Here is a 25,235-nt window from a genome sequence, read left to right as displayed (position 1 = left end):
GGGCGAAAGAGGATGGTCATCGTGGTTCTTGGCTAACGTTGAGTTTGCGGACTTAACCTTCACCAGAGAAACCACGATGACCAAGCCCACTATCGCATTGACCGAGTTGGTTGAGAAAGGGGCAGACACTGATCTGCTCAAGCAAATGATCCAGTTCGTTGCCCAGCGCATGATGGAGTTCGATGTCGAAGGCCTGTGCGGTGCCGGCTTCGATGTCAAAAGCCCAGACCGGACAAACAGCCGCAATGGCTACCGTGACCGCCTGTGGCAAACCCGTGCCGGCGACGTCGACCTGAAGATACCCAAGTTGCGCCAAGGCAGCTACTTTCCGGGCTTCCTCGAACCTCGACGCACCGCCGAGAAGGCCATGGCGGCGGTCATCCAGGAGGCCTACATTCAAGGCGTTTCAACGCGTTCAGTAGATGAGCTGGTGAAGGCCATGGGCATGACCGGCATTTCCAAAAGCCAGGTGTCACGGCTGGCAGGCGAGATTGATGAACGCGTTCATGCGTTTCTTGATCGGCCACTTGAAGGTGACTGGCCCTACCTCTGGATCGATGCCACCTACGTCAAGGTGCGGGAGGCCGGGCGCATCGTCTCGGTCGCCGTAATAATCGCCGTGGCCGTGAACACTGACGGTGGCCGCGAAGTCCTGGGCATGCGGGTTGGGCCATCGGAGGCCGAGCCGTTCTGGACAGACTTCCTGCGCAGCCTCATGCGACGTGGCTTGCGGGGCGTGAAGCTGGTCATCTCCCACGCCCACGAAGGCCTGAAAGCAGCTGTGTCCAAGGTCTTCAATGCGACCTGGCAGCGCTGTCGCGTGCACTTCATGCGCAACGCCATGGCCCATGTCGGCAAGGGCCAGCGCACCATGGTAGCGGCGCTGCTGCGCACGGTCTTCGCCCAGGACAGCCGTGCCGAATGCCATCAGCAATGGCGTTTGGTGGCTGATCAGCTACGCGAAAAATACCCCAAGATCGCGGCGCTCATGGATGGTTGCGAGGATGAAGTGCTGGCGCACATGGCGTTTCCCAAGGCTCATCGACAGCAGTTGCACAGCACCAACCCGCTTGAGCGGCTCAACGCTGAAATCAAACGCCGCACCGATGTCGTGGGGATTTTCCCCAACGATCCGGCCATTACGCGTCTGGTAGGCGCGATGCTGCTGGAGCAGAACGACGAGTGGTGCCTGCAACGGCGTTACATGCAGTTGGAGGCCTTTGAGGCAGTCAGCGATAATCCACAGGCCAAGCTGTCGGCCGTGATCAACTAAACGGCAAACTCAGTGGCCAGAGCCATGATGAGTTACACCACTTCCTGGGACACGATCGCCTAGCCTCTCACGATCAACTCTAAGCCCTAGTATTTGTTGACCAATCAAGGTGACAAAGGAGGAGGATGAAACGACGGTGCAGGGGCTTTACCTAGCTAGGGCCGAACGCCACCGTCAATGGCGTGGGCTCAATAGTGAGAAAAATTCGAGACCACGTCAAGTCGGGAGTCAGTCACTCAAAACCAGTTTGGACGTGCTGGAATCATTGCCAGCAACGCGCACAATGTGCCACGCACGTGACAGCCGCCCTTTTCTGCTCACCCTTAACGTAGCGGGCTCGAAAGCTTGCAAAAGCTGGGGGCATACGCAAGCATTGATAGCCATATGACAGCATCCCTGGACGGCAATTTTGCTGCCTGTGCAGCTGTACCATTTACTAGCACTAGACTTCGCTGGGAGTGGCACCACTTCCAAGTCATCTGGGCTAATTCTGCCGCTACTTTTCTCTGCATGGATGCCACCGAATGGATTTACTGCTGCTCCCTCAGCGCTCGAAAACAGAGCTTGCGGACATCTACCGTCGCGCTTTCCGCAACTCAACCCATCTGTACATAGTCAGCGCCTACCTCACCCATTGGGACATCGAAGAAGATTTAGGGAGGCAGTGCGAGACCTTTACTTTCATCGTCGGCAAGGACTTTGGCATCACTCGGATAGCGGCTTGCAAGCAGGTGCTCAAATGGCTTCCTGAAAAATGGCACGAGGAGTTCCTCGTTGCAGAAGGTATTGTGGGCTTTCACCCGAAGGCGGTTTTTTGGCAGGAGGTGAATGGATCATGCTATGCACTCGTTGGCTCATCCAATCTCTCCAAAGCTGCGTTTTCATCCAACCACGAGGCCAACGGATATTCGCGTATTTCGAAGACAACGTTCCGAGCGGCTGAGAAATGGATTGAGAATCTCGCAAACAATTGCGCGACACTCGATTCGAACTGGCTTGCGGGCTATCAGGAAGCAAAGCAGCCAAGTAAACCTAAGCGACCGGGGCGGCAGGATGGGGATGACGATGGGGCGGTGTTCGAGCTAGAGCTACCTAATCCCAAATCCCTTTCAAGGCTCGACCAAGTGCTGGCTCGACGACGAGGGCAAATGCGGCAGTTCGCCAAATTCCGCTCCGAACTGGAGGCAGCGTTCAGGGCAGCAGCAGATAAAAAAAATTGGAAGGCGAGCGACGATGCAAAATTCTATGCCCAGCTCAACAGTCTCTGGTGTTATGACCATCAAAATCGTTTCCAAGGTGCCGGCTGGGAGCGTCAGGGAAGGAGCAGTAATTTCCAGCAGCTGGCCATAAGCTTAGTAAAAGTGCTCAATGCCAAAGAGATATCGCGGGATAGGGTTGTCAGGGTAGAAATTGATCATCTTGCCAGCGCTGGGGTCAGCACACGTGGAGCTCTATTCTCTGAGATGCTCTGCCAATTTTTCCCAAAACGTTACTTCGTCCTCAATTCCCCAATCCGCGATTGGCTGCTAGCAACAGGCGCTGACAGGGTGAGAGGTGCAAGCCAGGGAGCCAACTACATCCGATCGGCGCGATTGCTCCGCATCGCGCTGAGTCGGGCCAAAACCTATCCCGCTAAAAATCTGGCTGAACTCGATGCCGTTATCTGGAGGGAGCGCAATCCTCACGCAGCACTGTGAATAGAACCGTTTAGAAAATTCTTCCTCGAGCGGTAGACCCTTAAGATTCGTGAATCCAAAACACGACGCTGATACGGATTGAGGATGACGATGCATCTAGGGTGCCGGCAGGCAATTGAGCAATCTTGGCGTGACTCGACTTTCTGATCTATGTGTAAAAGCTGCACCGGCAAACCGTATGAGGAAAGAGATGGAGCTTGTTACTGTTGCATGCATTGCGTTAAATCGGATTGGCTCTGCAAACTCCGCAGGCTTTGGCTACGGAAAGCATCGCAGGCAGCAGTTTTTCACAGAAGTGACTGACAGCGACGTGGCCACGCTCCGCCAGAAGGTCATTGAAGTCGCTGAGGCTAATGGGGAACAGGAGGGTGCACTTCATAACCTTGAGCAAGCCCAAAACCTGGGGTTCCCACCAGGTCAAATCGTGTTCGACGTTCAAGGACTAACTACCCAATACAGTGAGCCCTACGCCGCATGTATTGTCTTCCCCGCCCTGAAAGTGGCTGGCCGGTTTTTCAAGCTCGAGGAGGTGGCGGAACACGGGATGGCATTGCACGTTTCGCCCGGCTAGGCGCGAACTGCGCTTGACAGACCAACGCCAAGCGCGGATGAGTGCTAGGACGAAAGCTTACGCTTGAACTTAAACATCACGTCGTCTAGCCATCGCCCATAAGCTGCAGGAGTCGCCGGAATGAGCAGCCGACGCTCCTGCAGCTCCTGCTCTGAGCGGTGCGACATAGTGAAATGCCCTGTCGCAACCGCAGGCGGCTCTGCAAAAACTTTGTATGACACGCCATGCAGAGACAGCTGAAACCACCCTCCTCGGCCTTGGCAAAGGATGACATGCGCAGCTTCCGCCAAGCGCCTCACTTGGGTTGGCGATACGTAGTACCCGTCGAAGTGGTTAGACGAACGCGCTGGGTTTGTGAGAGTCATCGACAACCAAGACAGGCCACTGTCGTGATGCCGCCAGACCAGACCAGGAGCGTCAATTCCTGTGAGTTCATCCCTATCGAAATCCTCATAGCCAGATTTGAGGGTGCTTAGTCCAGCTTGGCAAAACTTTAAGAAATAGGATTCGTGTTCAGAGTGGATGGAGCGCAAGCTACCCGGATTAGCCGGCTGAGGCAGGAAAGCCAGCTCAAGTCGGGTTTCGTGATCTCTGCCGCCCCATCGTCCGTTTGCGTTGCGAATCTGCAGCCTCTGCGCAAACTCCGCCTCACTGCCGGCACTGCGGCTCGTACTTAGCTGATTCAGAGCCCGGACGACACAATCAGATAGCTCGTGCTCATTGGTAAATGTAGCACGGAAGAGTCCGTCGACGTAATCCGATACTTCCCATCGAAACTCCTGCTGTGGCCCTTCCACCGCAACGTCATGCAGGAATGCCAGGATCGGTTTGCCAGTGGCTCGAGCGCGCCGGAACTCCTGCTGCGTCACCGACTCCCCAGATTCAGTTTTGAATCCGAAATCAGCACCCAAGACAAGCACCACCACATCCGCCTGCTCTACTTCAGTCATGCAGGCTTCCTGAGAGGAATACGGCCGAGCACCAAAGTCCTCACACATGACTGGCACATGCCCGAGCAGTAAGGCAGCCTTCTTGGCAGCGGCACGATAGCTCTCAAAATTACGCACGACAGAGCTGATGAACACGTTCATAAAAACCCCCAATCACCCCAAGATTCGCCAAGCTCATATGCGCCTGAGCGGCCGTAGCGCGCCCCAATGCGGCATGGCAACTGAACACTCAATCCCCGGAACGCCAAAGGTTGACATTCTTAGAATTATGCACAAAAATCCTGGTTGACACTACAGATTATTTGCACGCTTTTCGGAGAAATGCATGCCTGAATATCAGCATCCAAGTGAGCTCGAGCCGAAGCTCAGCCGCGCCCATCTTGATGTCGTCTGCAACAACCTTTTGGATGCTGCTTACAAAGCTCTTGAGGCTACATCCACTGAAGATGACACCAACTGGACGAAAGGGATTTTTCCTTACGGTCGCATCCATGGTCGGTTTAAGCGTTTACATCGTCAGGGTGACCTCCCTTGGTTCAAGCTCGTCAACAACACGTTGGATTACACGATCAGCATTGATGGGATTTTGATGCAGGTGGTGACGGATGACCCGGACACACGTAAGAAAGGTTATCGCTTGGAGAAGAACGTCGTAGAGCTTTACCACGACAGTTTGCTTGGGCCGGCCACTGACGGGAACGTTACCTGGCGGTTGTATGTTGACAGCGATAGGAACCCAGATGGCCCAACGCTGACCGTATCTGTCTTGGGCTTCGACACCAACCGCAATGTCATCAGCAAGTGGACACACAATTACGAACCTCTGGTTTCTGTCCGCACCACTGAGCTCTCCCCTGTTGTTGAAATTGATGATTCTCTACCAGTTCGTCGCGACAAGGACGCTGGGCAGAAAGAAACGAAAGACGCTGACCTGAAAGATGAATGACACAACAGGCCTCCTGCCTCTGGGTGATGAGTTCTCACCCGACAAGCTCCGCCTCGCGAGGTGCGCCTCGGGGCGCTCCCTTGCTGAAATCGGCGAGCTCCTTGGAGTGACTAGGCAATACGCACACAAGCTCGAGATCAACTCAATTCCCAACCCAGGACAGTTGAAGCAGCTCTGCGAAATCCTGAACGTCAAAGAAAGCTTTTTCTTTGCCCCCCGCAAGAGTGGTGTTGAGCTTGAGCAATGTAACTTCCGCAGTGTGCGCACCTCGACACAGACGCTGAAGAAAACCATCGCAGCTCAGGTAGAAATGTTTGAGCTTCTCGTTGATGAGTTGGACAAAGAGGTAGCGTTCCCCGCGGTTGATTTTCACGTGATTGAGGAACCGGTTACCGGTGCCGGGAAAATTGAGCAGGTTGCCGAGCGTTTCAGAAGAGAGCAAGGCATTGGCCTAGGCCCACTCTCGAGCGTTACCAAGCTGGCGGAAAAAATAGGTGTGCTCGTCGTTAACCTGGCTGACGCAGACGATCGCATTGACGCATTCTCGCTATTCAACAAACGTCCATTGATCGTCCGCAACACCTCAAAAGTAAACCCTGGACGGCAGCGCTTCGATCTGGCTCACGAGCTCGGTCATCTGGTTATGCACCAAGGTATAGAGACTGGTTGCCGTGAAACAGAAGAGCAAGCCAACCAGTTTGCCAGCGCCCTCCTTATGCCGAGGGCGAGCTTCGCCGCGGAGTTTCCGGCAATGCGGGGCAAGTATCTGAACTGGCCAGCATTGAAAGAGCTGAAGCTTCGCTGGAAGGTCAGCTTCAAGGCGCTAATTTATCGCGCCCGGGCTTTGGATCTGCTTACCGCAGATCAAGCCAAGAGCGGATTTACCTACCTCGCGCGGAAAGGGTTTACCAAGCATGAAGAGTTCGATGAGCTCATTCCTATGGAGTCTCCTCTGCTTGTTCAGCGCGCAATCGATCTACTGGATTTCTCGACATGGAGCCGGGTTCTTGCAGGGGCGGGGCTGACGAGTCAGATGGTCGAGGCCCAATTCATGCTTAAGGTACCTATGCCCCCTTTAAGGCTGATAAGGACTGGCGAATCACAAGGGTGATTCGGAGCCATCTCCACCTGAGCGCAAATTTACTTGATCATCTAGCAGCGCGCCTAGAATAGACCTTTTACCGGCAGAGCCCCATGAACGACCAGCAATCTTCGCCTCATAATGCATACTTCAACGACTCTGAAGCATCCGTCGCGTATCAGAACGATCTGCACCAACTTTTGGAAAAACTGACGCCGTTCCTTTCTACTAAAAAGCTTAGGAACCTTCGCGAGTCCAAATTGAGACCGAATCCACAGTCGTTCTCCGAGAAGCAGTATCTTCAGACGGCGTGTGAACTTACGGTTTGCGGACACTTTGCTGCTGCATATCCCGATACCTTTAAGTATGAGCCAGCCCTCAATCCTCCTAAGGATGTAGACTGTTCATTTGGCGTGGAGGGCGTGACATACAATATTGAAGTCAAATGCGCTGACTACACTAAAGCGCAAGCTATCGATGGACAGGATGCATTCAAAATTAGCTTTCTCGGACGCCATCCCGATTTTCTAACGCTGCGCGATCAACTTGCGCCAATTTTCGAGACGCCCGAGGATGGTAAGCCCCTTGTTGTCCAGCAAAACATGGATAACAAAATGAAGGACTACCTAGAAAGCGCCCATCAAAAATTCAGCTCAACTCCTACCGACGACGCAGTGAACATACTCGCTGTCTGCTGCGATACACCTCAGGATATGCAAAAGTGGTATCACTACCTGATTGGCGCTGAAGGCTTGTTCACACAAGAGTCGTTCACACCACAGGCCGCCTACTCGCGGGTCGACGCGGTATACCTGACCAATCTGTATCACCGGCACAAGGACTACTCATCGAAATCGAACATTTCCAATCACTGGAGCTTGTCGGACAGCTTCGGCTTCATCGTATCAAACCCATTTCGTGCCCTAGACAAAAGAGAGCTCTTAAATCGGTGCCTGACGCTACTGCCTAATTACTCTCAGGAACTGCGCGACTTCGAATTTGAAGAAGGCTTACCTATTGAAGTCCAGCGAGGACTGTTCATTCAGCACTTTGTTGCAGAATTCCTATTGCCGCGAGGCATCAAGGCCTTCAACTGAGTTCTCTTTGCCGGCAACAAATTGGAGACTGGAGATGGTTTTATTCTACGCCTGCATAAGCGTATAGCTGCGCTGAGGCTGGTCTAGTTTTCAGTCGGTTTGTCTCTGTCCGCCGGCCAGGCCAGCTACCTTCGCTAACGTTTAGGATTAGGCGGCATAGGCACTCTGCCCCAGACCGAGGGGCAGATGCCTTGGAAAAAACCGGGACTGAGGAGCTAGTCAGAAAATTTCATCGTCATCATAGGCCGCGGCGATCCCGGACAGGTCAACGTCGAATGCCCTGTTCAGCCGCAAAAGCGCGCGATCATTGGGTGGATCGTCAACATCGATACATCCCGAGGCATCTGCAAAAATGACAATCGCCTTGGCTCCAGTCTTGGAGCTCGGGTAGATGATCCCATCAATTTGATGATCATCATCGGTGCGGTAAACGTGCCGAAAATACTCGGTGACGACCTGAGTCGGAACGTATTCAGCATGGGCACGATCGCTTCGCTCAATCGGTTTGGTGAAATCCTCAATGAAGTCTCGCATGAAGCGGAAGTATGGCCTGAGTGTCTGCAGTGCAGGATCGAACAGACTCGGTACAAAAAACGAGCGGGATAGGTCAACAATCCGTAGATCTCTGATAGGCACAAACTCTCCAGTCGCAGCCTTCTTCAGGGTTTCACATCCTGGATCGTAGGTTTCACGAATAGCGGTTTCTTGATCGAACGCACCGTAAAACATGGGGATGCCAACGGGGCTCATCCGGTTCGGCATGTTGGCATGAGCCGCCGGTGGGGGCCCAAGCTCACTCGATCGGGTGAGTTGAGTTTCAGGATCGACGATACGAACGCGGAAGATCGGCTGTCCTGCTGGTACTGTTCCTATCAGATCGAGCTTTTTGGCAACGCTCCCCAGCGTTTCAAGAATGTCGACCGGGTTCATCTCATCGTGCTGGTCAGCCGCATACGAGGTGTTCACAGCTTTGTAAAATACAAATCGTGCGGTATGAATGATGAAGTTACTGAAGCTCTGCCAACCGTAAACCAGAGTTCGATCTATTGGTAATGAATAGGGATCCCGCTCGCACCACGCCACATCGTATATGGATCCAGCGAGAGTATTCAACACCTCTTCCGAGCACTCGGGGCCGTAGTTGTATAGAAGCTCCCACGTACTGTAAACCCGCCCCTGCCATCCTCCTTCCCGGGTTTCGTAGGCGAGTCCCTCGTTAGCAGCGTCGCCCCACTCTAATGAGAAGCTGGTAACGACATGCTCAATGACGTCGTTCATGTCAGTGACACGTCGGCTTTGATCGCAATAGCTACAGTTTCCTCGCACCGAGTTTTTCCTGACGAAAGCTTTTAAAGCTTCATCCTCGACGCAGCGTAAGCATACGAACGTGTCCTCAACTCGCGAGAAGCCCCGATCCATGTCCTCTTCCATCATCCTCTTGACGCCACCCATACGCCGGCCTCCTCATTCTCAAAACAATGCAGGATCAAAAATCTTCGGGACACAGGGGTTACATATCACCTTTAGCGACCATCCTTCAGGACTATGATCACGAATAGCACATGATTAAAGGAACCGGGGCCGGAGTGTCCATCAGTCTGACGCTTTCCTCAACCACCCAGGCGCCAACCGGCCATACCACTTGAAGCACCATGAGAATTGTAAAGGTCAGGAAGGCCCGTAGCAGGTACTCATGTGTCATCTTGATGCCGGTAACCTTCTCGTTGACCAACGAATAGTTATGTAGGACAGCGCGGGCGAGTTGTTTGGCTAAACCCGCTCTAGGCGAGTTTTCTTTCCAGGTGGTGGCTAGCTCCCCAGGGCCGAGCTGGGCGAAACCTGCAACTTTCAACGTTCTGAACGCCCAGGCCCCTGCGCTCAACAAGAAGGCAACTGCCAACCCGAACAGCATGAGCCCCGCACAGCCTAGCCATTTGCTCGCTTTGTCACTCCACAGCGCCGGCAACAACGAGACTAATACGGGTATCAGCGCCGTGATGGCTGCGAGGTAAATTCCTGCCTTGGCGTCAGCACTCTTGCGGCGGTCAACCTCCGCATCGAAAAGTCGCCTAGATTCGTCCAGCACCACATCGCTGTCGGTCGTCCAATCCCCTTCACGCACTGATGCAGCAATCTGCTGCTTCCACTCTGCATCCGCGGCCAGTTCAGTAGGTGCCAGAGGGATGACCGTCGGCCACAGCCAGCGGAGCCGTTCTTTAAGTTTGAGCAATACTGTTCACCGTCAGCTCATCTACGATCGCTGAAGCAATTGGGTAGCCTGTTAGATTCTCGATCCACGCCCACTGCCCGTTCGGGTTGATCTCCAAAAACCACAATTTCCCCGCTCGATCGCATACCAGGTCGATGGCGCCGTACCGAAGACCAAGACGTTTAACGAGCTTCACGCATTGGCGCTGAACACGAGGCTCAAGTACGATCTTCTCGTGGCGAAGATCAGGCCGGCTACCCTTTCGCCAGTCAGTTTCCGTTTCCTCGTTATCTTGCGACCAGATCGCCGTTGCGAAAACACCCTCGCCCACAACAGTCACTCGAACATCGTATTGTTTCAGGATTTCTGACTGCACAATGAATGGGGTCAGCCTGATTGATTCAGCCTGATCATCCTCAATCTCAGCGAGTCGCGTGGTGAAGATTACTCGCTCCGTTTCACCCCCCAATACCGCCTGCCGAAGGGGCTTACCAATCGCCTTGCCGAGTGCATTGATAGCTTGTGCAGAGGAAATGTCATTCGTGACAAAAGCCTGAGGTACCTGGAAGCCAATCTCCTGCGCAAGGAGGAGTTGCATCGGCTTGTCCTCAGCCATAAAAATCTTTGAGGGTGAGTTCAGCCACCGCCCCTCTAATCTGGAATACAGGCTTTTGAGAAAGCTGCTCCACTCTGCTTCGGCGTAGGCCCGCTCGCCAGGATCTGTGACCGTGTCAGCTAAAACAGGGGCTCCTGGTCTGCGGAAATAGGCCCCAGTTATCTGCGAACCACGAACAACTACCCCGTCCAGCGAAATAGACCAAGCGTCCCGAGGAAATCCTGCCATCGAGCACAGTGCTTCGGGCAATTCCTCGGTATTGAGGCGGAAAAAAGGCTGGCCGCGCCGGCGAAGCTCAGCAACCACGTAGTCCATCGTGATGTCACGGCGATTTGTCACCAACAGCAACATGTTGCGCTTCCAGGTTAGTCTGAATAGTAACGTGTGTCCAAGCCGAACGTAGGATCACCATTGTCATCGCGCTCCAGCTCGACGTTGGTTTTCGTGATCAGTTCGAGGATGTGGTTGGCATTACACCGATCGTCTCTCTCAGTGACCGCATCAGTTTTGGTCACGAGCTGCAGCAGGTGGTTACTGGAATCGAAACTACGCAAATCACCCAGATCTGCCGACTGTCCACGATAGGGACTGGGATCATCGTCATCGCTTTCGACCTTCTGATAGGTTTTGGTCAACAACTCAATCTGCCAGCACGCCTCATCATCTTGTTCGGCGTTGACCTTCGTCTTGGTCATCAGCTCGTTCAGGGCACCGTCAGCGATGATTGGGACTTCACCATTCGGAGCCTGAACCGCCCACATCTGGAGGTCAGGAGAATAGAAGCCAGGTATGGTGTCCTCCCCTGTTCTTGGCGTCGCAAATCGAGAGAGGAATGGCGAATTTTGTAAAGCTCCCAAGCTGGCGTCTCCTTTGCCGGGCAAGTCGCGATAGACGAGATCCCGCCGACAATACCATTTGGCCAGCATTGGGGTAAACGGAAGGCAAGGCCCCAGACACGAGTATGTAGCGTCGACTTATCGCGCATCGTGCTCAAGTAATCCTCGTGCTTTCACAGAAATGGCGCACAACGCAGTTGCCTGGCTGATCGAACGCACGCGGCCTCAGATTGACGGCCCTGTCATGCTCAACTAGCGCAGATTCGAGATAGCGAACCACATGTCGAATGTAATGGTTTGCTCATGCCTTGCTCACCCTCCCCCCCGTTTACTTGGCCTCGCAGCCACGACGGTGACGTTGTTGGCAGCTACGGCGACACTCTCCGGTTGAATCGAACGCTAGAGCTCAGTTGGTGGCGATTGTCATCAACAGGGAAGCAGCCCTTGTTCATTGAGATTGAGGAGCAATAGCTGATGCAGCGCCGGCAAGCGTAGATCTTCGGAGATTGTGCCGCAGTTAATTGACGGTGATACGATTTGGCCTTGCTCAAACGCTACAAGGAAGCAATTCGATGGCCTTACTGGATAATATTTTGCATGAGATCCTCGCCAAAGAAGATGCTGAGGAACCCATGTTTGTTTGTGTGACCTGCATTGGCGACACTTGGCTCAAGAAACAGGCCTCAAGACGTTCGCAGGAGCAGCTCTGCTCCTGCTGCGGCCGCTCAGTGCTCGAGGCGCTCACCTCCAGCAAAATTGCATCGACGATCAAAAGGCACCTTTCGGATCATTTTGCCATCGACCACGGACTTCACCCAGGTTACGAGATGGGCCTCAGTCGGATAATTGGTATTGCCATCCGGTGCGAATCGGAAGCCGTATGTAATGCGGTGGCCGAACGGCTCATTGATACAGATGCTGATGAGGAAGACTTTTACTTCAACGGGCAGGAGTATTGCCGGGTATCAAGCCCGTTTGAATCTGAGGAGCACGAGCGCTGGTGGGTCGAGGGTGATTGGACGCGTATAGCGACTGAACTGGTGCATGGCCGCAGGTTTTTTAATACCAATGCCAGCATGTTTTTCGAGTCCCTGATTTTTGAAGCGATGCGAGCAAGTAGGCGCGAAACCCCTGATGTGACTGCTGTCGTCAAGGTTGCCCCGGAAGCTACTCGCTTTTATCGAGCTCGAATTGCCTCCACTCATAATCAGCTCCTGGCATTTCAAAATGATCCCGCGAAGGAGCTAGGAGCGCCCCCAAAGGATCGCGCTGCCAATAACAGGATGAGCCCTTCAGGCGTACCACTGCTTTACGTCGCCGCCGACGCACAGACGGGGATTGCGGAGGTACGGCCCTCGATTGGGGATAAAGTGGTGGTGGCAGAATTCGTCTCCACCCGACCGTTGGAATTCTTTGATTTCACCGCGCTCACTTCGCTTGAGCACCAATCAATGAGCTGGTTTGAGCCTGGTTACCAGAAGCGAACTGATCGTCGGCTATTGCTTGAGTATCTCCACGACTTGATCGCCCGGCCTGTGCGCGCTAATGACACGGATTATGTTGTGACCCAAGCGCTTGCTGAATTCATCCGGTACTATGACAAGCAGAGGTTTGATGGCATCTCGTTCCGCTCAGTTCAGCGAGAGGGCGGTGTTAACTATGTGCTTTTCGACCGAAGTCCCCTTGAAGCACTGCAGATACCTGAATGGGTACCTCAGTTCGATCTCATCGCGTCAAAGGATGGTGTGTCGGTCTTTGAAATTTCCCGTGTTGAGTATCTCACGACCAAGCTCAGCAGTTGAGCAGCCTGCAGGGCCGAGACCAGGTGAACCTGGTTTCGGTTCACGACAGCCGTGCGCAACTGATGCACTACGCCTTTCGATCATCACGGGCCCAGGCGATCGCCCCACTATCCGCGAGCTTGTGAAAACTCTGCATCCGTCAGCACCCGCCGTCGGAGTGTTATTTAGCACTTGGCGAGACCATGATCGCATGCTTTCAACATGGAAGCGCGACACTTAAGGTCGAGGTAATGGTAAATACTGAAACTGGAGAAGCTAACGCCAGGCTTCACCATCTTCTTCCTCCCCATCAACCCCACTCTCATTATCTTCGTCTTCTTCGTCTTCATCATCCCACTCGTCCTCATCCTCCTCTTCGTCTACACCGTCCGGCTCATCCGTTATTCGATACAACCCTCTCCAAGGTTTTCCGCAATAGAAAGGGTGATCATCAACCGACCAGGAGTCAGGTACGCTATAGTAGGAGCACATTACCCCATGCACTTCCTGCAGTTGCTTGCAGAGATTTTTAACAAGCCCCTGACGCTCCCGAAGATCTCGGCTAGCGTCTAGCTCATCCAGACTACCCAGATAGCGCCCCAGCCTGTTGACCTTAATTCTTCCAGCCTTTAACAGCGCTCGTACATATGGACGAGTGTTGTCATCAAAAGACACCCAGCAACCACCTGTCTCTTTCGCTGCACTAATCGGATAGAGCAGCTCTAACTGTGCTACGCGTGATGAAAAGTCTTGCAGAGCTGCGGCGGTTTCATCGTCTGAAATGGCCAAGCATGACTTAAAGTCGTAGCAAGCATCTTGGATCGCTTGCTGAGCGCCTGAATTGCTGAGACTGCTCAAGCTCGCAGGCAAACGCTTGCAGACCAGAATGTGGTCAAAATGGCTTGGAGCAACAAGCCCGCGATCGATCAGGGTGAGGATGTCGTATTGGAGCCTAAGAGCTTCGGCCTGATTAGCTACCACTATACCGATTCCCGACCATTTTTCCTCGGTCAGATCTAATCCGGGTATTGGATTAGCCTCAAGCCCCTCTTCCTTGATTTTCGTAATCGCATGCTGGTAATCCCCAGTGTAGGGCCATCGCCACTCTGGTTGGCTTACATGGTCGCTGAACAAATCGAACTGGACATTTGTGCATCGAAACTGGTTGCGAAGCATATCTTCCGACGTGACAACCTTTGAGCCGCTCTCCTCCTCCAGCACAGCACGTAAATCGCCAGTTTGTATTACCTGCGCTACCCCTCCGTTTAGCACTGAACTCGCTGGGAAAGTGATCGCATACTGGGTCACGTGTTCATTTTTTGCCGGCAACCCGTCCCTCACAGCGATCAGGTCAGCCACACTGAGCCCAGCGAAACATACGGCAGGCTGCGTTCCCTGGATGGTTTCAATGCCGTTCCTGATGCCGAAGGTGGGCCAGAGGTGGTGGAAGCGAATTCCAATTCTGAGCAGAAAATTAGCAGGCCAAAACGCATCAGAGACGTAGCAGTTAGTCGAGAAATACTCCGGCATGAAGGATGGGGACGAATCGCTATAGAACTCGACCTCTCGGAAATAGTGAGCGATACGTGAAAACTCTGCACTATCTTTATTTTCACACATGTACCCCTCCAATGATTTCCAAAAAATCAGAGACTGATACAATCAAACTCATTAGCTTGAAAGCTAGACCACCAAATCACTGGAAGCAAATTTTTTCTGCACCGTCAACAAACCAATAAAACACGACAATATACATAAATTGACAGAATTATAGATTCGCATTAATTATATCCAAACCATAATTCACCCTAAACCCAAGCCCTCTGATAGCCAACGACCATCAGCGACATAAATTTCGCACAAAATGGTCAGCAGCCAACAGGGAAGTTACAGGCAATTGAATGACCGCATGATAGAATGTGTTCAGGATATCCCTCTGGAGCCTTCGTTTGAACACGCAAACTGCCCCAAGTTATTACGACGCCCTGCTATACGCGCCGACATTTTTAAGTGATGCGGTCGGTAAGCGCCAGGCCGCTTGTTGGAAACGTCTGGTAGACGACATCCACAGAAGCAACAGTGAGCATGACCTCCGCGAAGCCAGAGGCAAAGCGGAGGGGTACATTCTAGGCCTCGTGGATGCAGGTCATCTCAGCCAAGACGGCGAGCGTGACTACCTGATCATCAGCAACATTCACCGGCGGCAAACCTTCCTCCGCACCCTCCTCGCCGCTTTGTAGCGCTGATGGAAGCAGCAATTAAATGCTGCTTTTACCTGGATGAAACGGACTAGGGGCTTGATCTCAACCGTTGCATGAGAATCACAAAACCGGAACCATGCCGCCCTCCACAATAGGATCGCATTTTCCGCGAAGCGGGCTGCAAGCGGAGCGCGCAATGAGGATGGAAGCGAGTAGGGCCAAAGCAGAACGCAGTTCGGCTTGATTCACTACTACCGAACCGCAAGGCCACGCAACCGCGCCTCAAATGGATCAGTGATTAGAAATCTTAGTGTCAGAAAATCTTCCACCGAGCCAATCGCAAACCACATAAATGCTGCTCAACGTCTGTACAAGCAGGAAACCGTCAACAGTCGAACTATGCATGATGATTGATGTGCGTATGGTGTCACCGTCATCGAAACGTCCTCCTTGATCGGCGAAGACCACTCCCTCCAGATAGAGATCCCCTAGCCCATAAGCAGCCGCCGAAATATATGCTGTAACCGGCACCCCGAAATCTCTCCGCATAGCGTTGACAACACTAGTCGGCAAAGCGGCAGCCACATCCTGGCCAGCATGACAAGTAGACAACGGAGCTCGCTTCTTAGCCATGTAGCACCTCTCATAGCCTATTGATTAAGACAGACGACAACACTTACTCTTCATCCTTTGCGTCATCTCTGCTCGCCTTCCATACCCGCCCGTACGACTCATTCTGCAGAAGCGAATCACCGGCGTCTTCGAACATGCACCCGAGCCATCTCATGCGTTTCATACCTGCTACTTGAGTGAAAAAGCATCTCTCACAAAGATGCAGCTCGTAGTCCTCACCACTGTGTTCTGATCCCTCTCTCCAGGATGCCTGCAAGGTAGCGAACTGAAACTCGCCTCCTACACGCGTCGATTCTCCGCAGACATCGCAGAGCGCATCGGGAACCGCGCTTGGTTCTGACTCACCGCTGAGCCTCATCATAACCTCTCATCCGAAAAAGACGTTGCAGCTTGGCTCTCAGTTGGAGTTGAGTCTGCTTACTACCAAGCCCGAGATTTGGGTCACACCTCACGAGCCTATCGTCATACTCCGGCCAGCTGAAATCTGGATCGTCATCGATCGCTATCCATTGCGTTATCCCTGCACGAGTCACCGCACCACAAATCTGCTCATAGCGAGTAAAAAGGTCATACCCTTCCCTAGCCGTAGCCCGCATCCGGGAGTGCCAAGTCGCCGAAACTGTGCGATCTTGAAGATTCACTGGCAAAGCTGCACGAGCTCTTTGATACCCGAGCATTCGCACCCATGACGTAGATAAACAGATTTTGACAGTCGGGAAGCCCTGCAAAATTCCATATAAGATCGGCGCATGCATCATGAGTTTACCCTCAGCTCTAAGCTCAATCCCATGCCTAGTTCGGAAAGCTGCATCAGGATGAAGCACGCCATCGAAATCCAAAAACAAGATCACGTCGTCTGGTCGAATGACGCGAGGTCGTAAAGAATTTATCATGATACGCCCCCGGCTACGGCCATACTCACACACGTCTCCTCGTGACAACACTCTGCCTAAAAACCTCGAAAATTCACGCGAGCTTGCGGAGCGTGGCTTCTGTTTAACGCTAGAGATTAATCCACAGAACCCAGCCACTTTATAGAGGACTTAAATAAGAACATTAAAACCTTCCTCTTCGAGCGTATCAATTTTCCCACCTGCCGGTGATGTATAAACAACACCCTCTGCAACCTTGTGCATCGAAACTTTGCCGCCCTCCTCCCCCCGGCCAACGATCAAACTTAAGATCTTATTCATAGCCCAACCACCACTTCCGTTCATCCAGGCAGGACTTATCAGCAAAACCTCAGTCACCTTAAAATTTTCGCACTGCTTTTCAAGAACGTCTTCAAGCACATTCACATCGCTTAAAAAATACTGACGCGATGCCAATTTCCCATTCTCCAATTCTTCTACCACAACCTGATAGAAGTGATGGTAGCTTTGCCATTCCACAATCCTCATGCACGTGTGGCCCTCACCTAACAGCGCAGATGCATTCGAACTCCATGACTCATGGGTGACAAACATTTTTCGATCCTTTCATTTTTACTCGCACATGAGGGCTTGGCCGAAAGCCAGCGCCTTGCAGCGAAGTGCCGCCGAACACATATTCAGACTTGCCAAACTGCCACCATATGGGCTGAAGGGATCTGTGCCTCCACCCCAACTTTTGTCAATTTACGGCATATATTGAAACCGCCTGAATTATGGGCGCAGGACTCCCCCGCATGATTTTTGCGCATAGGGAATAGATGCTTTCGATCCTTAACGGTCATTATATGGCGTGTTATGGATCGGCGCAATGTGGCTTCATCCTGTCTTTTACAGGTGAAGAACATGTCTCTTAGCGAGGCCATGGCGGCGGTTGTCAGAGCACTGAGACAAAGCCGGAAAATGACTCAGGACGATCTGACCATGATCGGTCGGAGGGGAAGAAGCCGCATCGAGGGCGGGAAGGCTAACGTGACGATAGACACGCTTTCTAAAGTAGCCTCAATGCTCGAAGTCGACCCCGCTCTCCTTCTCCTGCTCGCCCACTCTGCTCACTCCGGTGAACCTGTCGACGTCGCGCTCAAGCGTATCTCGTCCAAGCTCAGCGCTCTCAAACAGGATGGTGTCATCGAGAACATCGCTGCACAGCCCGAGCGACCAATTGGTAGACCTGCTACCCGCGACATACAGAAAGCACTCCAACGGGCCCCCCTTTTGAAGGAAGCCGGCATGTCGAACGCTGAGATAGCCCAGGAATTGGGTGTGTCAAAAACGACTGTGCAGCGCTTTCTGACTAAGCCACCCATCTGATCAAAATTTGGTACCTGCGCCCGATTGAGGCGCATAACAGACTCGCCGTAAAGACCGGCGTAACCACTGAGAACCTGTAAGGCGTCGCCGATGGCTTGGACGTGCATGCATTAGCTCAGCAAATTCCCACGTGCACTTGTGAGAAATTGCGCCACCTGAGTCTTGAGATGCTTGGCAAAGATCCCGGCAAGCTATTCACAACGCAGGATAGCCCCCACATTTGGGTTTGGATAGCAATCATCTCCTAAATCTAGCCCCAAAAATATCAAATATAAATCAAGTGCTTACTCTATACCCTACACTTTATAGGACGGTATTGGGATCACCTTTCACGATTCGGGCGACCCGCTGGCCTGGGCGGAAAAGGCCATTGCCCACTATGAACGGCTGGGGATCGACCCGAAAGGCAAAACCCTGATCTTTTCCGACGGGTTGGATTTTGCCAAGGCACTGGGGCTATACCGGGCGTTGCATAATCGGATCAATGTGAGCTTCGGCATTGGCACCCGGCTGACCTGCGACATACCGGGGGTGGAACCGATGAACATCGTGATCAAGATGACCGACTGCAACGGGGCGCCGGTTGCGAAGATTTCCGACAGCCCGGGCAAGACACAGTGCCGGGATGAGAATTTCGTTGCCTATCTGAAACACGTCTTTCAGTTGAATTGAGGGTGTCTGTACTGGTCTCTTCACAGGCACACCCGCAGAGAGACCAGTACAATCAACCCACCTCCTGCATGGCAACACACAATTCAAGAAACCGCGAGGCAGCCCGCGAAGGCGTAGCCGCATGCGGCAACAGAATGGAAAAGCGCCGCACCAATGCCTGCGGCGCAACCTGCAGCCGGTGCAGCACGCCATCTTCGTGACGAATGGACATCGCCGAAACAAAGCCAACGCCCATCCCGGCCCGGACCGCCTCTTTTACCCCCTCAACGCCAGCAATCTCCAGCGCCACACGCATCGCCACGCCTTCACGGGCAAACGCCCGCTCGACAATCTGTCGCACGCCCGAGCCGCTTTCACGCAGTACCAACGGGTAATCGCCGAGCGCCGCAAGCATCTGCTGGTCACTGCCTGCCAAGGGGTGCCCACGGGGCACAATCGCCACGATCTCGTCCTCGCGCCACGGCGTGACTTGCGTACCCAACGGCAACTCCTGCCCGGGCGGCCCCTCGATCAGGGCGATATCGACACTGTCCAAGGCGGCGACGATCTCCGCCGTATTGCCATGCGAGGTGCTGACCAGCACATCCGGATAACGCCTGTGAAAGTCGGCGATCAGGTAAGGCAGCAGGTAACTGGCGGGCGTGGTACTGGCGCCGATGCGCAAGGTGCCGCGCTCCAGCCCGCGCATGGCCTCGCGCAGCGCCTGGGCCTGGCGGAATGTTTCGCGCAGGCGCTCGGCATGCGCCAGCAACTGCTCACCGGCCGCAGTCAGCCGCACACCGCGGCCGGCGCGTTGGTAAAGGGGTTCGCCAAACGCCTCTTGCAAGAGCTTGAGCTGGCCGGACACTGCCGGCTGCGACAGGTGCAGGGCTTGAGCCGCATGGCTGATGTTGCCGTGCTCGGCAACCGTGGCGAATGTTATCAGCTGTTCTGGGGTCATGATTCAAAAATATCAGCTAAACGGATATTTGCCATCCTAAATTACGATTTTTTATAAGCTTATAACCAGATTAACGTAGGCCTTGTCGAAACACCTTTTCCGGAGGACTCACATGGCCACGGTTCCGTCCAACCCCGCCTTTGCCCCTACCCTCTCCACCCGAGGGCGGCTCAATGGCATCCTGTTCGTCGCGCTGTTCGCGGTCGCAGTCACGCAACTGGCGGCCATGCCCGCTATCGCCAACCTGGGCATCAGCCCGCTGATCGTGGGTATTGTCGCAGGTGCCTTGTATGGCAACGCGCTGCGTGACGGCGTACCGGCAAGCTGGGCAGCAGGTATCAATTTTTCCGCTCGCGGCCTGTTGCGCATTGCCGTGGCGTTCTTTGGTTTGCGGGTAAGCCTGCAGGAAATTGCCGAAGTCGGCTGGTCGGGGCTTGTCGTGTCGGTGCTGGTCGTCACCAGTACCCTGCTGATCGGCCTGTGGTGTGGCATGAAAGTGTTCAAGCTCGACCGCGATACCGCCTTGCTGACCGCCGCCGGCAGCGCCATCTGCGGCGCTGCCGCCGTGCTGGCATTCGAATCGGCGCTGCGCAGCGCCCCCCATAAAAGCGCCATGGCAGTCGGAAGCGTGGTGCTGTTCGGTACCTTGTCCATGTTCCTTTACCCACTGGCGATCAATGCCGGCTGGCTGCATCTGGATACCATGGGCGCCGGGCTGTTGCTGGGCGGCACTGTCCACGAAGTGGCTCAGGTGGTAGGCGCGGCCAGCAATGTCAGCCCCGAAGCCACGCACGTCGCCACCATCGTCAAGATGACCCGGGTCATGCTGCTGGTACCTGTACTGCTGGTGGTGGGCCTGTGGATCAGCCGTTCGCGCAAGGCTGGCCAGGCGCAGGGCAACGGGCGCATTGCCATGCCCTGGTTCGCTTTCGGCTTCCTGGCACTGGTCCTGGTGAATTCGCTACACGTGCTGCCTGGCAGCGTGACCCAGGCAGTTAACAGCCTGGACACCTTTGCCTTGACCATGGCCATGACCGCACTGGGAATGGAAACGCGCTTCAGCCAGATTCGCCAGGCCGGGCCACGGGCGCTGGCCACCGGGGCGATCCTTAACCTGTGGCTGGTTGGCGGGGGGCTGGCGATTACCCTGGGGGTGCAGAAGCTGTTGGGCTGACTGGAGACCGAGTCGGCTGCTTCGCGGGTAAACCCGCTCCTATGTATGGACTCGCCCACACTGTCTAGCTGCTTTTTGAACATAGGAACCCGGTTGCATCTATGTATCAGGCCTATTCGAGGAAGCTTTTTGCTTCTGGCCAACATCGTGGTGAGCTCGCAGTGTGCCGTTTACATTGAGGCCACTATCAGGCCTGTAGGAGCGGAGGCATCGGTCTGCGACGGTCTTACCTAGGGTCAATGTTCACTAGCAGGGGTTGGAGCGCCTAGCGCCCCGATGGCATTACCCGGTTGGTCAGAGGCTCATAGCCGCCTCCGGTTTTTCGTTCGGTTTGCGTTGGTAAACCTGATCGCTCTGTAACAGCGTCCAGATAATCCGCAGATTTCGATTAGCCAGCCTGATCGCCGCCTCCTTGCGCCCAAGGCGGGATAGCCAGCGCAAGAGGCGGCGATCATCTGGCTGATCGGAATCAGGCCTTAACTGACTCAAAACAGAATGGGCGCCCTGGATCAGCAGGCTGCGTATGTAGCCGTCACCGCGCTTGCTCATCTTGCCCAATCTGATTTTGTTTCCGCTGCTGTGCTGATCGGGCACGATACCGAAGAAGGCGGAATACATTCGGCCACTGGCGAAGCGGCTGGGGTCGGTCTGTTTCGCCACGATCGCCGTGGCAATGATAGGGCCGACGCCGCGAATGGTGATCAGTCGCTGAGCGACTTTATCCTCCTGGGCAGTCGCTTCGAGCCGCCGGCTCAGCACCGTTATGCGTTCACCTAAAGACAACCAGTCCATCAGCAACTCATCGAGCAACTCGCGCAACAAGTCGGGCAGAGGCAAGGAAGCATCCTCAAGCGCCTGAGGCACATGCTTATTGATCGCGGCATCACCCTGGGGCATGGATACGCCATGCTCAAGTAGCAAACCACGGATCTGATTACCCAGCGCGGTATGTCGCTTGATGTTACCGCGCCGGATACGGTGCAGCGCTTAAATAGCCAGTGCTGTGGTGCTCTTGATCGGTATCGAAGCGATGCTCGTATCGCGACCGGCACGCAAAATGGCATAGCAGTCGTTACGATCGTTCTTTGCACCGCTGCGATGTTCGGCGACACGTTGCGCCGGCAGGATGCGAACCGGATTACCTTTGGCCTGCAGCAGTCTGGCCCAAGCTTGTGCACCTGGACCGCATTCCATCAAAACGGCCACGGTCGTTGGCAGCTTGAGCAGGAAATCATGGAACGCTTGGCGGGATTTGATGCGATCTTCGTAGATCACCCGACCAGTAGCGTCCTCGCCTGCTAATTGGAAGACCTGTTTGGCCAGGTCTACGCAGATGGTTGTGCAAAGCTCCACATCAGTGGAAGACAGGGAATCGTGTTTCGAACTATGCTTTTTCATGGTCTCGCCCTCGCTGCCGTTGGCTTCTTCGAACACCACCGTGGCACTGTGATGCCTCGGCGGGGGCGAGTCCATCGATTACAGGTGGGTGCTGCCCTGAAGACGGCAAGGCCCCTGTAGGAGCGGGTTTACCCGCGAAGCAGGCAGCTCGGTCTCAAGGTTTTTCCACGCCCCCCTCGTTGCCGCCCACATTTCTCGGTATGGTGGTGTCAAAGAAGGATGTTTTACCCGCACAGGAAAGACTTAGATGCCTCAACGCCATGTCATCAATGCATCCGTCAGCCCCAAAGGCAGCCTGGAAACGCTGTCACAACGTGAAGTGCAACAACTGAGTGAAGTCGGTACCGGTAGCCTTTACACGCTGTTCCGCCAGTGCGCCCTGGCAATCCTCAACACCGGCGCCCATGTCGACAATGCCAAGACCATCCTTGAGGCCTACAAGGACTTCGAGGTGCGTATCCACCAACAGGACCGCGGCGTGCGCCTGGAGCTGCTCAATGCCCCGGCCGACGCCTTCGTCGATGGCGAAATGATCGCCAGCACCCGTGAAATGCTGTTCAGCGCCTTGCGCGACATCGTCTACACCGAAAGCGAGCTGGCCAGCCAGCGCATCGACCTGGAAAGCTCCCAGGGCATCACCGATTACGTTTTCCACCTGCTGCGCAACGCGCGCACCTTGCGCCCGGGCGTGGAGCCGAAGATGGTGGTGTGTTGGGGCGGCCACTCGATCAGCACCGAAGAATACCAGTACACCAAGAAGGTCGGCCACGAACTGGGCCTGCGCAAGCTGGATGTCTGCACCGGCTGCGGCCCGGGCGTGATGAAAGGCCCGATGAAGGGCGCCACCATCGCCCATGCCAAGCAACGCATGCATGGCAGCCGCTACCTTGGCCTGACCGAGCCCGGCATCATCGCCGCCGAGGCGCCCAACCCAATCGTCAACGAACTGGTGATCCTGCCAGACATCGAGAAGCGCCTGGAGGCCTTCGTGCGTGTCGGCCACGGCATCATCATCTTCCCGGGCGGTGCCGGCACAGCGGAGGAGTTCCTGTACCTGCTGGGCATCCTCATGCACCCGGACAACCACGACCTGCCGTTCCCGGTAGTGCTCACCGGCCCGCGCAGCGCCGAGCCTTATCTGCAACAGTTGCACGCTTTCGTCGGCGCCACCCTGGGTGAGGCCGCCCATCGCCTGTACGAAATCATCATCGACGACCCGGCGGAAGTCGCCCGGCACATGGTCGACGGCCTCAAAGCGGTCAAGCAGTTCCGCCGCGAACGCAACGATGCCTTCCACTTCAACTGGCTGCTGAAGATCGAGGAGAGCTTCCAGCGACCGTTCGACCCGACCCACCAGGCCATGGCTGAACTGGACTTGCGCCGCGAGCTGCCGCCCCATGAACTGGCGGCCAACCTGCGTCGGGCGTTTTCCGGCATTGTCGCAGGCAACGTCAAGGACAAAGGCATCCGCCTGATCGAAGAACACGGGCCGTATCAGATCCACGGCGACAGCGCCGTACTGGACCCACTGGGCCGGCTGCTGCAGGCATTCGTCGACCAGCACCGGATGAAGCTGCCCGGTGGCGCGGAGTATGTGCCGTGCTATCAGGTGGCGACCTGACCACTCCGCTTTGCTGACGACGGGCATGGATGCCCGTCAAACGCGGGGGCCGGGTGACAGGAGCGCCTGTACGGATCACCCACATGGGTTTCATGAAAGCTCAGCCACCCAGGTGACTCGCTCACTGGCGAAGTTCAGCCATCGCCCGCTCGAAAAACCGAATGCTGTCGCGCCCCCCACGTTTGGATTGGTACAACGCCACATCCCCCTGCTCGATCAACGCCGCCAGGCTCGTCGGCGGCTGATCGAACAGGTTGGCACCAATGCTCAAGGTAACCGCCTGGGGCGTAGGCACGGTCTTGTCGGCGTAATGCTGGAACTGCTCACGCAGCCCACTTCCCAGTTCCATGACCCGTTCACTGCTCGCGCCACCCAGCAAGATGACGAACTCATCCCCGCCCAAACGCGCCGCCAGCGAGCGCTCGGGCAGCGCCGTACGAATCATCTCGCTCAAGGCAATCAGCAATCGGTCACCGGCTATATGCCCATGCAGGTCGTTGACCAGTTTGAAGTTGTCGATGTCGATCAATAGCAATGCCCCAGGCTGCGCCGGGCTCACGTCCTTGAAGAAATGCCCCGCCCGCACCTCCAGCGCACGCCGGTTGTACAGCGCAGTCAGCGGGTCACGGGCTGCCAGCCGGGCAATGCGCTCTTCACGCCGGTAACGTACGGTGCCGGTCATCGACAAGGCAATCAGCATGATCGCCATCGCGCCTTCCACCAGCGAAACCTGAATGATCAGCCCGCCAAAGGTCGCCAGGTCAATCAGCGTGCCTGGCGTGATCGCGATGGCCGCCTTGGCCACATAGAACAGCCCATGGATCAGCAACACGTAGCGCAGTTGCACGGCGCCGACACTCAGCGATTTGCCATGTGGCCGCAGCAGGAAACTGGCCTTGAGCGTCAGCGAGGCCACCAACAACGAGTTGACCATCAACATCACCTTCGACCATTGCGGGCCCACGGGCAGCAGCAGCAAGGCGAACCAGACCACCACGATCATCAGCCAGGCACGTGACAAGCGCTCCTGGGTGAAGCGCAGCACGCCGATCAGGAAAAACACGTGGGCCATCACCAGCAAGCCATTGGCGAACCAGATACCGATGAACAGCAAGCCGGCCCCGCGCAACAATGCCAGGGTGCTACCAACCGTAATCGTGGCGAAACCCGCACTCCAGTAAAGCAACGAGGTTTCGCGCACACTGCGCCATTCAATCGCCAGGTACAAGGCGGCCGCAGCGGCCAAAGCGACTGAAATAGTCAGCATCGTGGGTGGATCTAACGCCATATACGCATTGG

At 55.0% G+C, this 25,235-nt stretch carries 23 protein-coding genes and 1 pseudogene; 12 read left to right on the top strand and 12 right to left on the bottom strand.

Going from position 1 to position 25,235, the window contains the following annotated elements; genetic code table 11:
• Nucleotides 1-76 precede the first annotated feature (76 nt).
• From GST84_10315 to GST84_10305, 3 genes are all read left to right on the top strand, one after another.
• On the top strand, nt 77-1,273 hold the full coding sequence (locus GST84_10315) for an IS256 family transposase (GenBank protein XGB12742.1): 1,197 nt from the start codon (nt 77-79) through the stop codon (nt 1,271-1,273).
• Between the two features lie 524 nt (nt 1,274-1,797).
• On the top strand, nt 1,798-2,970 hold the full coding sequence (locus tag GST84_10310; protein XGB12741.1) for a hypothetical protein: 1,173 nt from the start codon (nt 1,798-1,800) through the stop codon (nt 2,968-2,970).
• A 190-nt stretch (nt 2,971-3,160) separates the two neighbouring features.
• A complete protein-coding gene (locus tag GST84_10305; protein ID XGB12740.1) occupies nt 3,161-3,541 on the top strand; it encodes a hypothetical protein in 381 nt (126 codons plus the stop codon).
• A 44-nt stretch (nt 3,542-3,585) separates the two neighbouring features.
• Here the strand turns inward: GST84_10305 and GST84_10300 are convergent, their stop codons facing one another.
• A complete protein-coding gene (locus tag GST84_10300; GenBank protein XGB12739.1) occupies nt 3,586-4,632 on the bottom strand; it encodes a DUF4062 domain-containing protein in 1,047 nt (348 codons plus the stop codon).
• Nucleotides 4,633-4,816: 184 nt separating this feature from the next.
• Here GST84_10300 and GST84_10295 point away from each other — a divergent pair, with 184 nt between their 5' ends.
• The 3 genes from GST84_10295 (at nt 4,817) to GST84_10285 (ending at nt 7,615) form a co-directional block, all read left to right on the top strand.
• The gene (locus tag GST84_10295; protein ID XGB12738.1) at nt 4,817-5,437 is read left to right on the top strand and encodes a hypothetical protein; all 621 of its coding nucleotides are present in this window, start codon (nt 4,817-4,819) and stop codon (nt 5,435-5,437) included.
• Entirely contained in the window at nt 5,430-6,548 is a 1,119-nt protein-coding gene (locus tag GST84_10290; protein XGB12737.1) for an ImmA/IrrE family metallo-endopeptidase, read from the top strand. The genes GST84_10295 and GST84_10290 overlap by 8 nt, the downstream gene beginning before the upstream one ends.
• A gap of 83 nt (nt 6,549-6,631) precedes the next feature.
• Nucleotides 6,632-7,615 carry a hypothetical protein gene (locus GST84_10285; protein ID XGB12736.1) on the top strand — a complete coding sequence of 328 codons (984 nt, stop codon included), beginning with the start codon at nt 6,632-6,634 and terminating at the stop codon, nt 7,613-7,615.
• 219 nt (nt 7,616-7,834) lie between these two features.
• On the opposite strand, the gene GST84_10280 is transcribed toward GST84_10285, so the two are convergent.
• The 4 genes from GST84_10280 to GST84_10265 all read right to left on the bottom strand — a co-directional run bounded on the left by GST84_10280 (nt 7,835) and on the right by GST84_10265 (nt 11,135).
• Nucleotides 7,835-9,067 (bottom strand): RES domain-containing protein, encoded by a 1,233-nt coding sequence (locus GST84_10280; protein ID XGB12735.1) that lies wholly within the window; start codon nt 9,065-9,067, stop codon nt 7,835-7,837.
• Nucleotides 9,068-9,164: 97 nt separating this feature from the next.
• A complete protein-coding gene (locus GST84_10275) occupies nt 9,165-9,845 on the bottom strand; it encodes a hypothetical protein (GenBank protein XGB12734.1) in 681 nt (226 codons plus the stop codon).
• A complete protein-coding gene (locus tag GST84_10270; protein ID XGB12733.1) occupies nt 9,832-10,791 on the bottom strand; it encodes a hypothetical protein in 960 nt (319 codons plus the stop codon). Before GST84_10270 ends, GST84_10275 begins: the two co-directional genes overlap by 14 nt.
• 14 nt (nt 10,792-10,805) lie before the next feature.
• Nucleotides 10,806-11,135 carry a hypothetical protein gene (locus GST84_10265; protein ID XGB15743.1) on the bottom strand — a complete coding sequence of 110 codons (330 nt, stop codon included), beginning with the start codon at nt 11,133-11,135 and terminating at the stop codon, nt 10,806-10,808.
• Nucleotides 11,136-11,848: 713 nt separating this feature from the next.
• On the opposite strand from GST84_10265, the gene GST84_10260 reads away from it, so the two are divergent.
• Nucleotides 11,849-13,078 carry an RES domain-containing protein gene (locus GST84_10260; GenBank protein ID XGB12732.1) on the top strand — a complete coding sequence of 410 codons (1,230 nt, stop codon included), beginning with the start codon at nt 11,849-11,851 and terminating at the stop codon, nt 13,076-13,078.
• A gap of 255 nt (nt 13,079-13,333) precedes the next feature.
• Here the strand turns inward: GST84_10260 and GST84_10255 are convergent, their stop codons facing one another.
• Nucleotides 13,334-14,677 (bottom strand): DUF4427 domain-containing protein, encoded by a 1,344-nt coding sequence (locus GST84_10255; protein XGB12731.1) that lies wholly within the window; start codon nt 14,675-14,677, stop codon nt 13,334-13,336.
• 329 nt (nt 14,678-15,006) lie between these two features.
• Here GST84_10255 and GST84_10250 point away from each other — a divergent pair, with 329 nt between their 5' ends.
• Nucleotides 15,007-15,297 (top strand): hypothetical protein, encoded by a 291-nt coding sequence (locus GST84_10250; GenBank protein XGB12730.1) that lies wholly within the window; start codon nt 15,007-15,009, stop codon nt 15,295-15,297.
• Between the two features lie 252 nt (nt 15,298-15,549).
• On the opposite strand, the gene GST84_10245 is transcribed toward GST84_10250, so the two are convergent.
• The 3 genes from GST84_10245 to GST84_10235 all read right to left on the bottom strand — a co-directional run bounded on the left by GST84_10245 (nt 15,550) and on the right by GST84_10235 (nt 17,357).
• Entirely contained in the window at nt 15,550-15,807 is a 258-nt protein-coding gene (locus tag GST84_10245; GenBank protein XGB15742.1) for a hypothetical protein, read from the bottom strand.
• Nucleotides 15,808-16,232: 425 nt separating this feature from the next.
• Nucleotides 16,233-16,742 carry a hypothetical protein gene (locus tag GST84_10240; protein ID XGB15741.1) on the bottom strand — a complete coding sequence of 170 codons (510 nt, stop codon included), beginning with the start codon at nt 16,740-16,742 and terminating at the stop codon, nt 16,233-16,235.
• Nucleotides 16,743-16,934: 192 nt separating this feature from the next.
• The gene (locus tag GST84_10235) at nt 16,935-17,357 is read right to left on the bottom strand and encodes a hypothetical protein (GenBank protein ID XGB12729.1); all 423 of its coding nucleotides are present in this window, start codon (nt 17,355-17,357) and stop codon (nt 16,935-16,937) included.
• A 309-nt stretch (nt 17,358-17,666) separates the two neighbouring features.
• Here GST84_10235 and GST84_10230 point away from each other — a divergent pair, with 309 nt between their 5' ends.
• On the top strand, nt 17,667-18,131 hold the full coding sequence (locus tag GST84_10230; GenBank protein ID XGB12728.1) for a helix-turn-helix domain-containing protein: 465 nt from the start codon (nt 17,667-17,669) through the stop codon (nt 18,129-18,131).
• A 315-nt stretch (nt 18,132-18,446) separates the two neighbouring features.
• On the top strand, nt 18,447-18,803 hold the full coding sequence (locus GST84_10225) for a nicotinate phosphoribosyltransferase (GenBank protein XGB15740.1): 357 nt from the start codon (nt 18,447-18,449) through the stop codon (nt 18,801-18,803).
• A 52-nt stretch (nt 18,804-18,855) separates the two neighbouring features.
• Here GST84_10225 and GST84_10220 read toward each other — a convergent pair whose 3' ends face one another.
• Nucleotides 18,856-19,743: a LysR family transcriptional regulator gene (locus tag GST84_10220; protein ID XGB12727.1), complete on the bottom strand. Its 888-nt coding sequence runs from the start codon at nt 19,741-19,743 to the stop codon at nt 18,856-18,858.
• A 112-nt stretch (nt 19,744-19,855) separates the two neighbouring features.
• Here GST84_10220 and GST84_10215 point away from each other — a divergent pair, with 112 nt between their 5' ends.
• Nucleotides 19,856-20,917, top strand: coding sequence for a putative sulfate exporter family transporter (locus GST84_10215; protein ID XGB12726.1), 1,062 nt, complete (start codon nt 19,856-19,858; stop codon nt 20,915-20,917).
• A gap of 294 nt (nt 20,918-21,211) precedes the next feature.
• On the opposite strand, the pseudogene GST84_10210 reads toward GST84_10215, so the two are convergent.
• A pseudogene (locus GST84_10210) lies at nt 21,212-22,270 on the bottom strand (IS110 family transposase).
• A gap of 292 nt (nt 22,271-22,562) precedes the next feature.
• On the opposite strand from GST84_10210, the gene GST84_10205 reads away from it, so the two are divergent.
• Nucleotides 22,563-23,936: a DUF3412 domain-containing protein gene (locus GST84_10205; GenBank protein ID XGB12725.1), complete on the top strand. Its 1,374-nt coding sequence runs from the start codon at nt 22,563-22,565 to the stop codon at nt 23,934-23,936.
• A 121-nt stretch (nt 23,937-24,057) separates the two neighbouring features.
• On the opposite strand, the gene GST84_10200 is transcribed toward GST84_10205, so the two are convergent.
• Nucleotides 24,058-25,203 carry a diguanylate cyclase gene (locus GST84_10200; protein ID XGB12724.1) on the bottom strand — a complete coding sequence of 382 codons (1,146 nt, stop codon included), beginning with the start codon at nt 25,201-25,203 and terminating at the stop codon, nt 24,058-24,060.
• Nucleotides 25,204-25,235 lie beyond the last annotated feature (32 nt).

It is taken from the genome of Pseudomonas putida, from assembly GCA_041879295.1.
Classification (GTDB): domain Bacteria; phylum Pseudomonadota; class Gammaproteobacteria; order Pseudomonadales; family Pseudomonadaceae; genus Aquipseudomonas; species Aquipseudomonas putida_Y.
This window is presented reverse-complemented; position numbering and strand designations above follow the sequence as displayed.

What these genes read in the sequence shown, in the direction of transcription:
- GST84_10280 (XGB12735.1), bottom strand. Translation starts at nt 9,067, where the DNA reads ATGGGTGGCGTCAAGAGGATGATGGAAGAGGACATGGATCGGGGCTTC.
- GST84_10235 (XGB12729.1), bottom strand. Translation starts at nt 17,357, where the DNA reads ATGTTTGTCACCCATGAGTCATGGAGTTCGAATGCATCTGCGCTGTTA.
- GST84_10315 (XGB12742.1), top strand. Translation starts at nt 77, where the DNA reads ATGACCAAGCCCACTATCGCATTGACCGAGTTGGTTGAGAAAGGGGCA.
- GST84_10290 (XGB12737.1), top strand. Translation starts at nt 5,430, where the DNA reads ATGAATGACACAACAGGCCTCCTGCCTCTGGGTGATGAGTTCTCACCC.
- GST84_10260 (XGB12732.1), top strand. Translation starts at nt 11,849, where the DNA reads ATGGCCTTACTGGATAATATTTTGCATGAGATCCTCGCCAAAGAAGAT.
- GST84_10215 (XGB12726.1), top strand. Translation starts at nt 19,856, where the DNA reads ATGGCCACGGTTCCGTCCAACCCCGCCTTTGCCCCTACCCTCTCCACC.
- GST84_10200 (XGB12724.1), bottom strand. Translation starts at nt 25,203, where the DNA reads ATGCTGACTATTTCAGTCGCTTTGGCCGCTGCGGCCGCCTTGTACCTG.
- GST84_10245 (XGB15742.1), bottom strand. Translation starts at nt 15,807, where the DNA reads ATGCGGAGAGATTTCGGGGTGCCGGTTACAGCATATATTTCGGCGGCT.
- GST84_10310 (XGB12741.1), top strand. Translation starts at nt 1,798, where the DNA reads ATGGATTTACTGCTGCTCCCTCAGCGCTCGAAAACAGAGCTTGCGGAC.
- GST84_10305 (XGB12740.1), top strand. Translation starts at nt 3,161, where the DNA reads ATGGAGCTTGTTACTGTTGCATGCATTGCGTTAAATCGGATTGGCTCT.
- GST84_10295 (XGB12738.1), top strand. Translation starts at nt 4,817, where the DNA reads ATGCCTGAATATCAGCATCCAAGTGAGCTCGAGCCGAAGCTCAGCCGC.
- GST84_10255 (XGB12731.1), bottom strand. Translation starts at nt 14,677, where the DNA reads ATGTGTGAAAATAAAGATAGTGCAGAGTTTTCACGTATCGCTCACTAT.
- GST84_10265 (XGB15743.1), bottom strand. Translation starts at nt 11,135, where the DNA reads ATGACCAAGACGAAGGTCAACGCCGAACAAGATGATGAGGCGTGCTGG.
- GST84_10270 (XGB12733.1), bottom strand. Translation starts at nt 10,791, where the DNA reads ATGTTGCTGTTGGTGACAAATCGCCGTGACATCACGATGGACTACGTG.
- GST84_10205 (XGB12725.1), top strand. Translation starts at nt 22,563, where the DNA reads ATGCCTCAACGCCATGTCATCAATGCATCCGTCAGCCCCAAAGGCAGC.
- GST84_10230 (XGB12728.1), top strand. Translation starts at nt 17,667, where the DNA reads ATGTCTCTTAGCGAGGCCATGGCGGCGGTTGTCAGAGCACTGAGACAA.
- GST84_10300 (XGB12739.1), bottom strand. Translation starts at nt 4,632, where the DNA reads ATGAACGTGTTCATCAGCTCTGTCGTGCGTAATTTTGAGAGCTATCGT.
- GST84_10220 (XGB12727.1), bottom strand. Translation starts at nt 19,743, where the DNA reads ATGACCCCAGAACAGCTGATAACATTCGCCACGGTTGCCGAGCACGGC.
- GST84_10285 (XGB12736.1), top strand. Translation starts at nt 6,632, where the DNA reads ATGAACGACCAGCAATCTTCGCCTCATAATGCATACTTCAACGACTCT.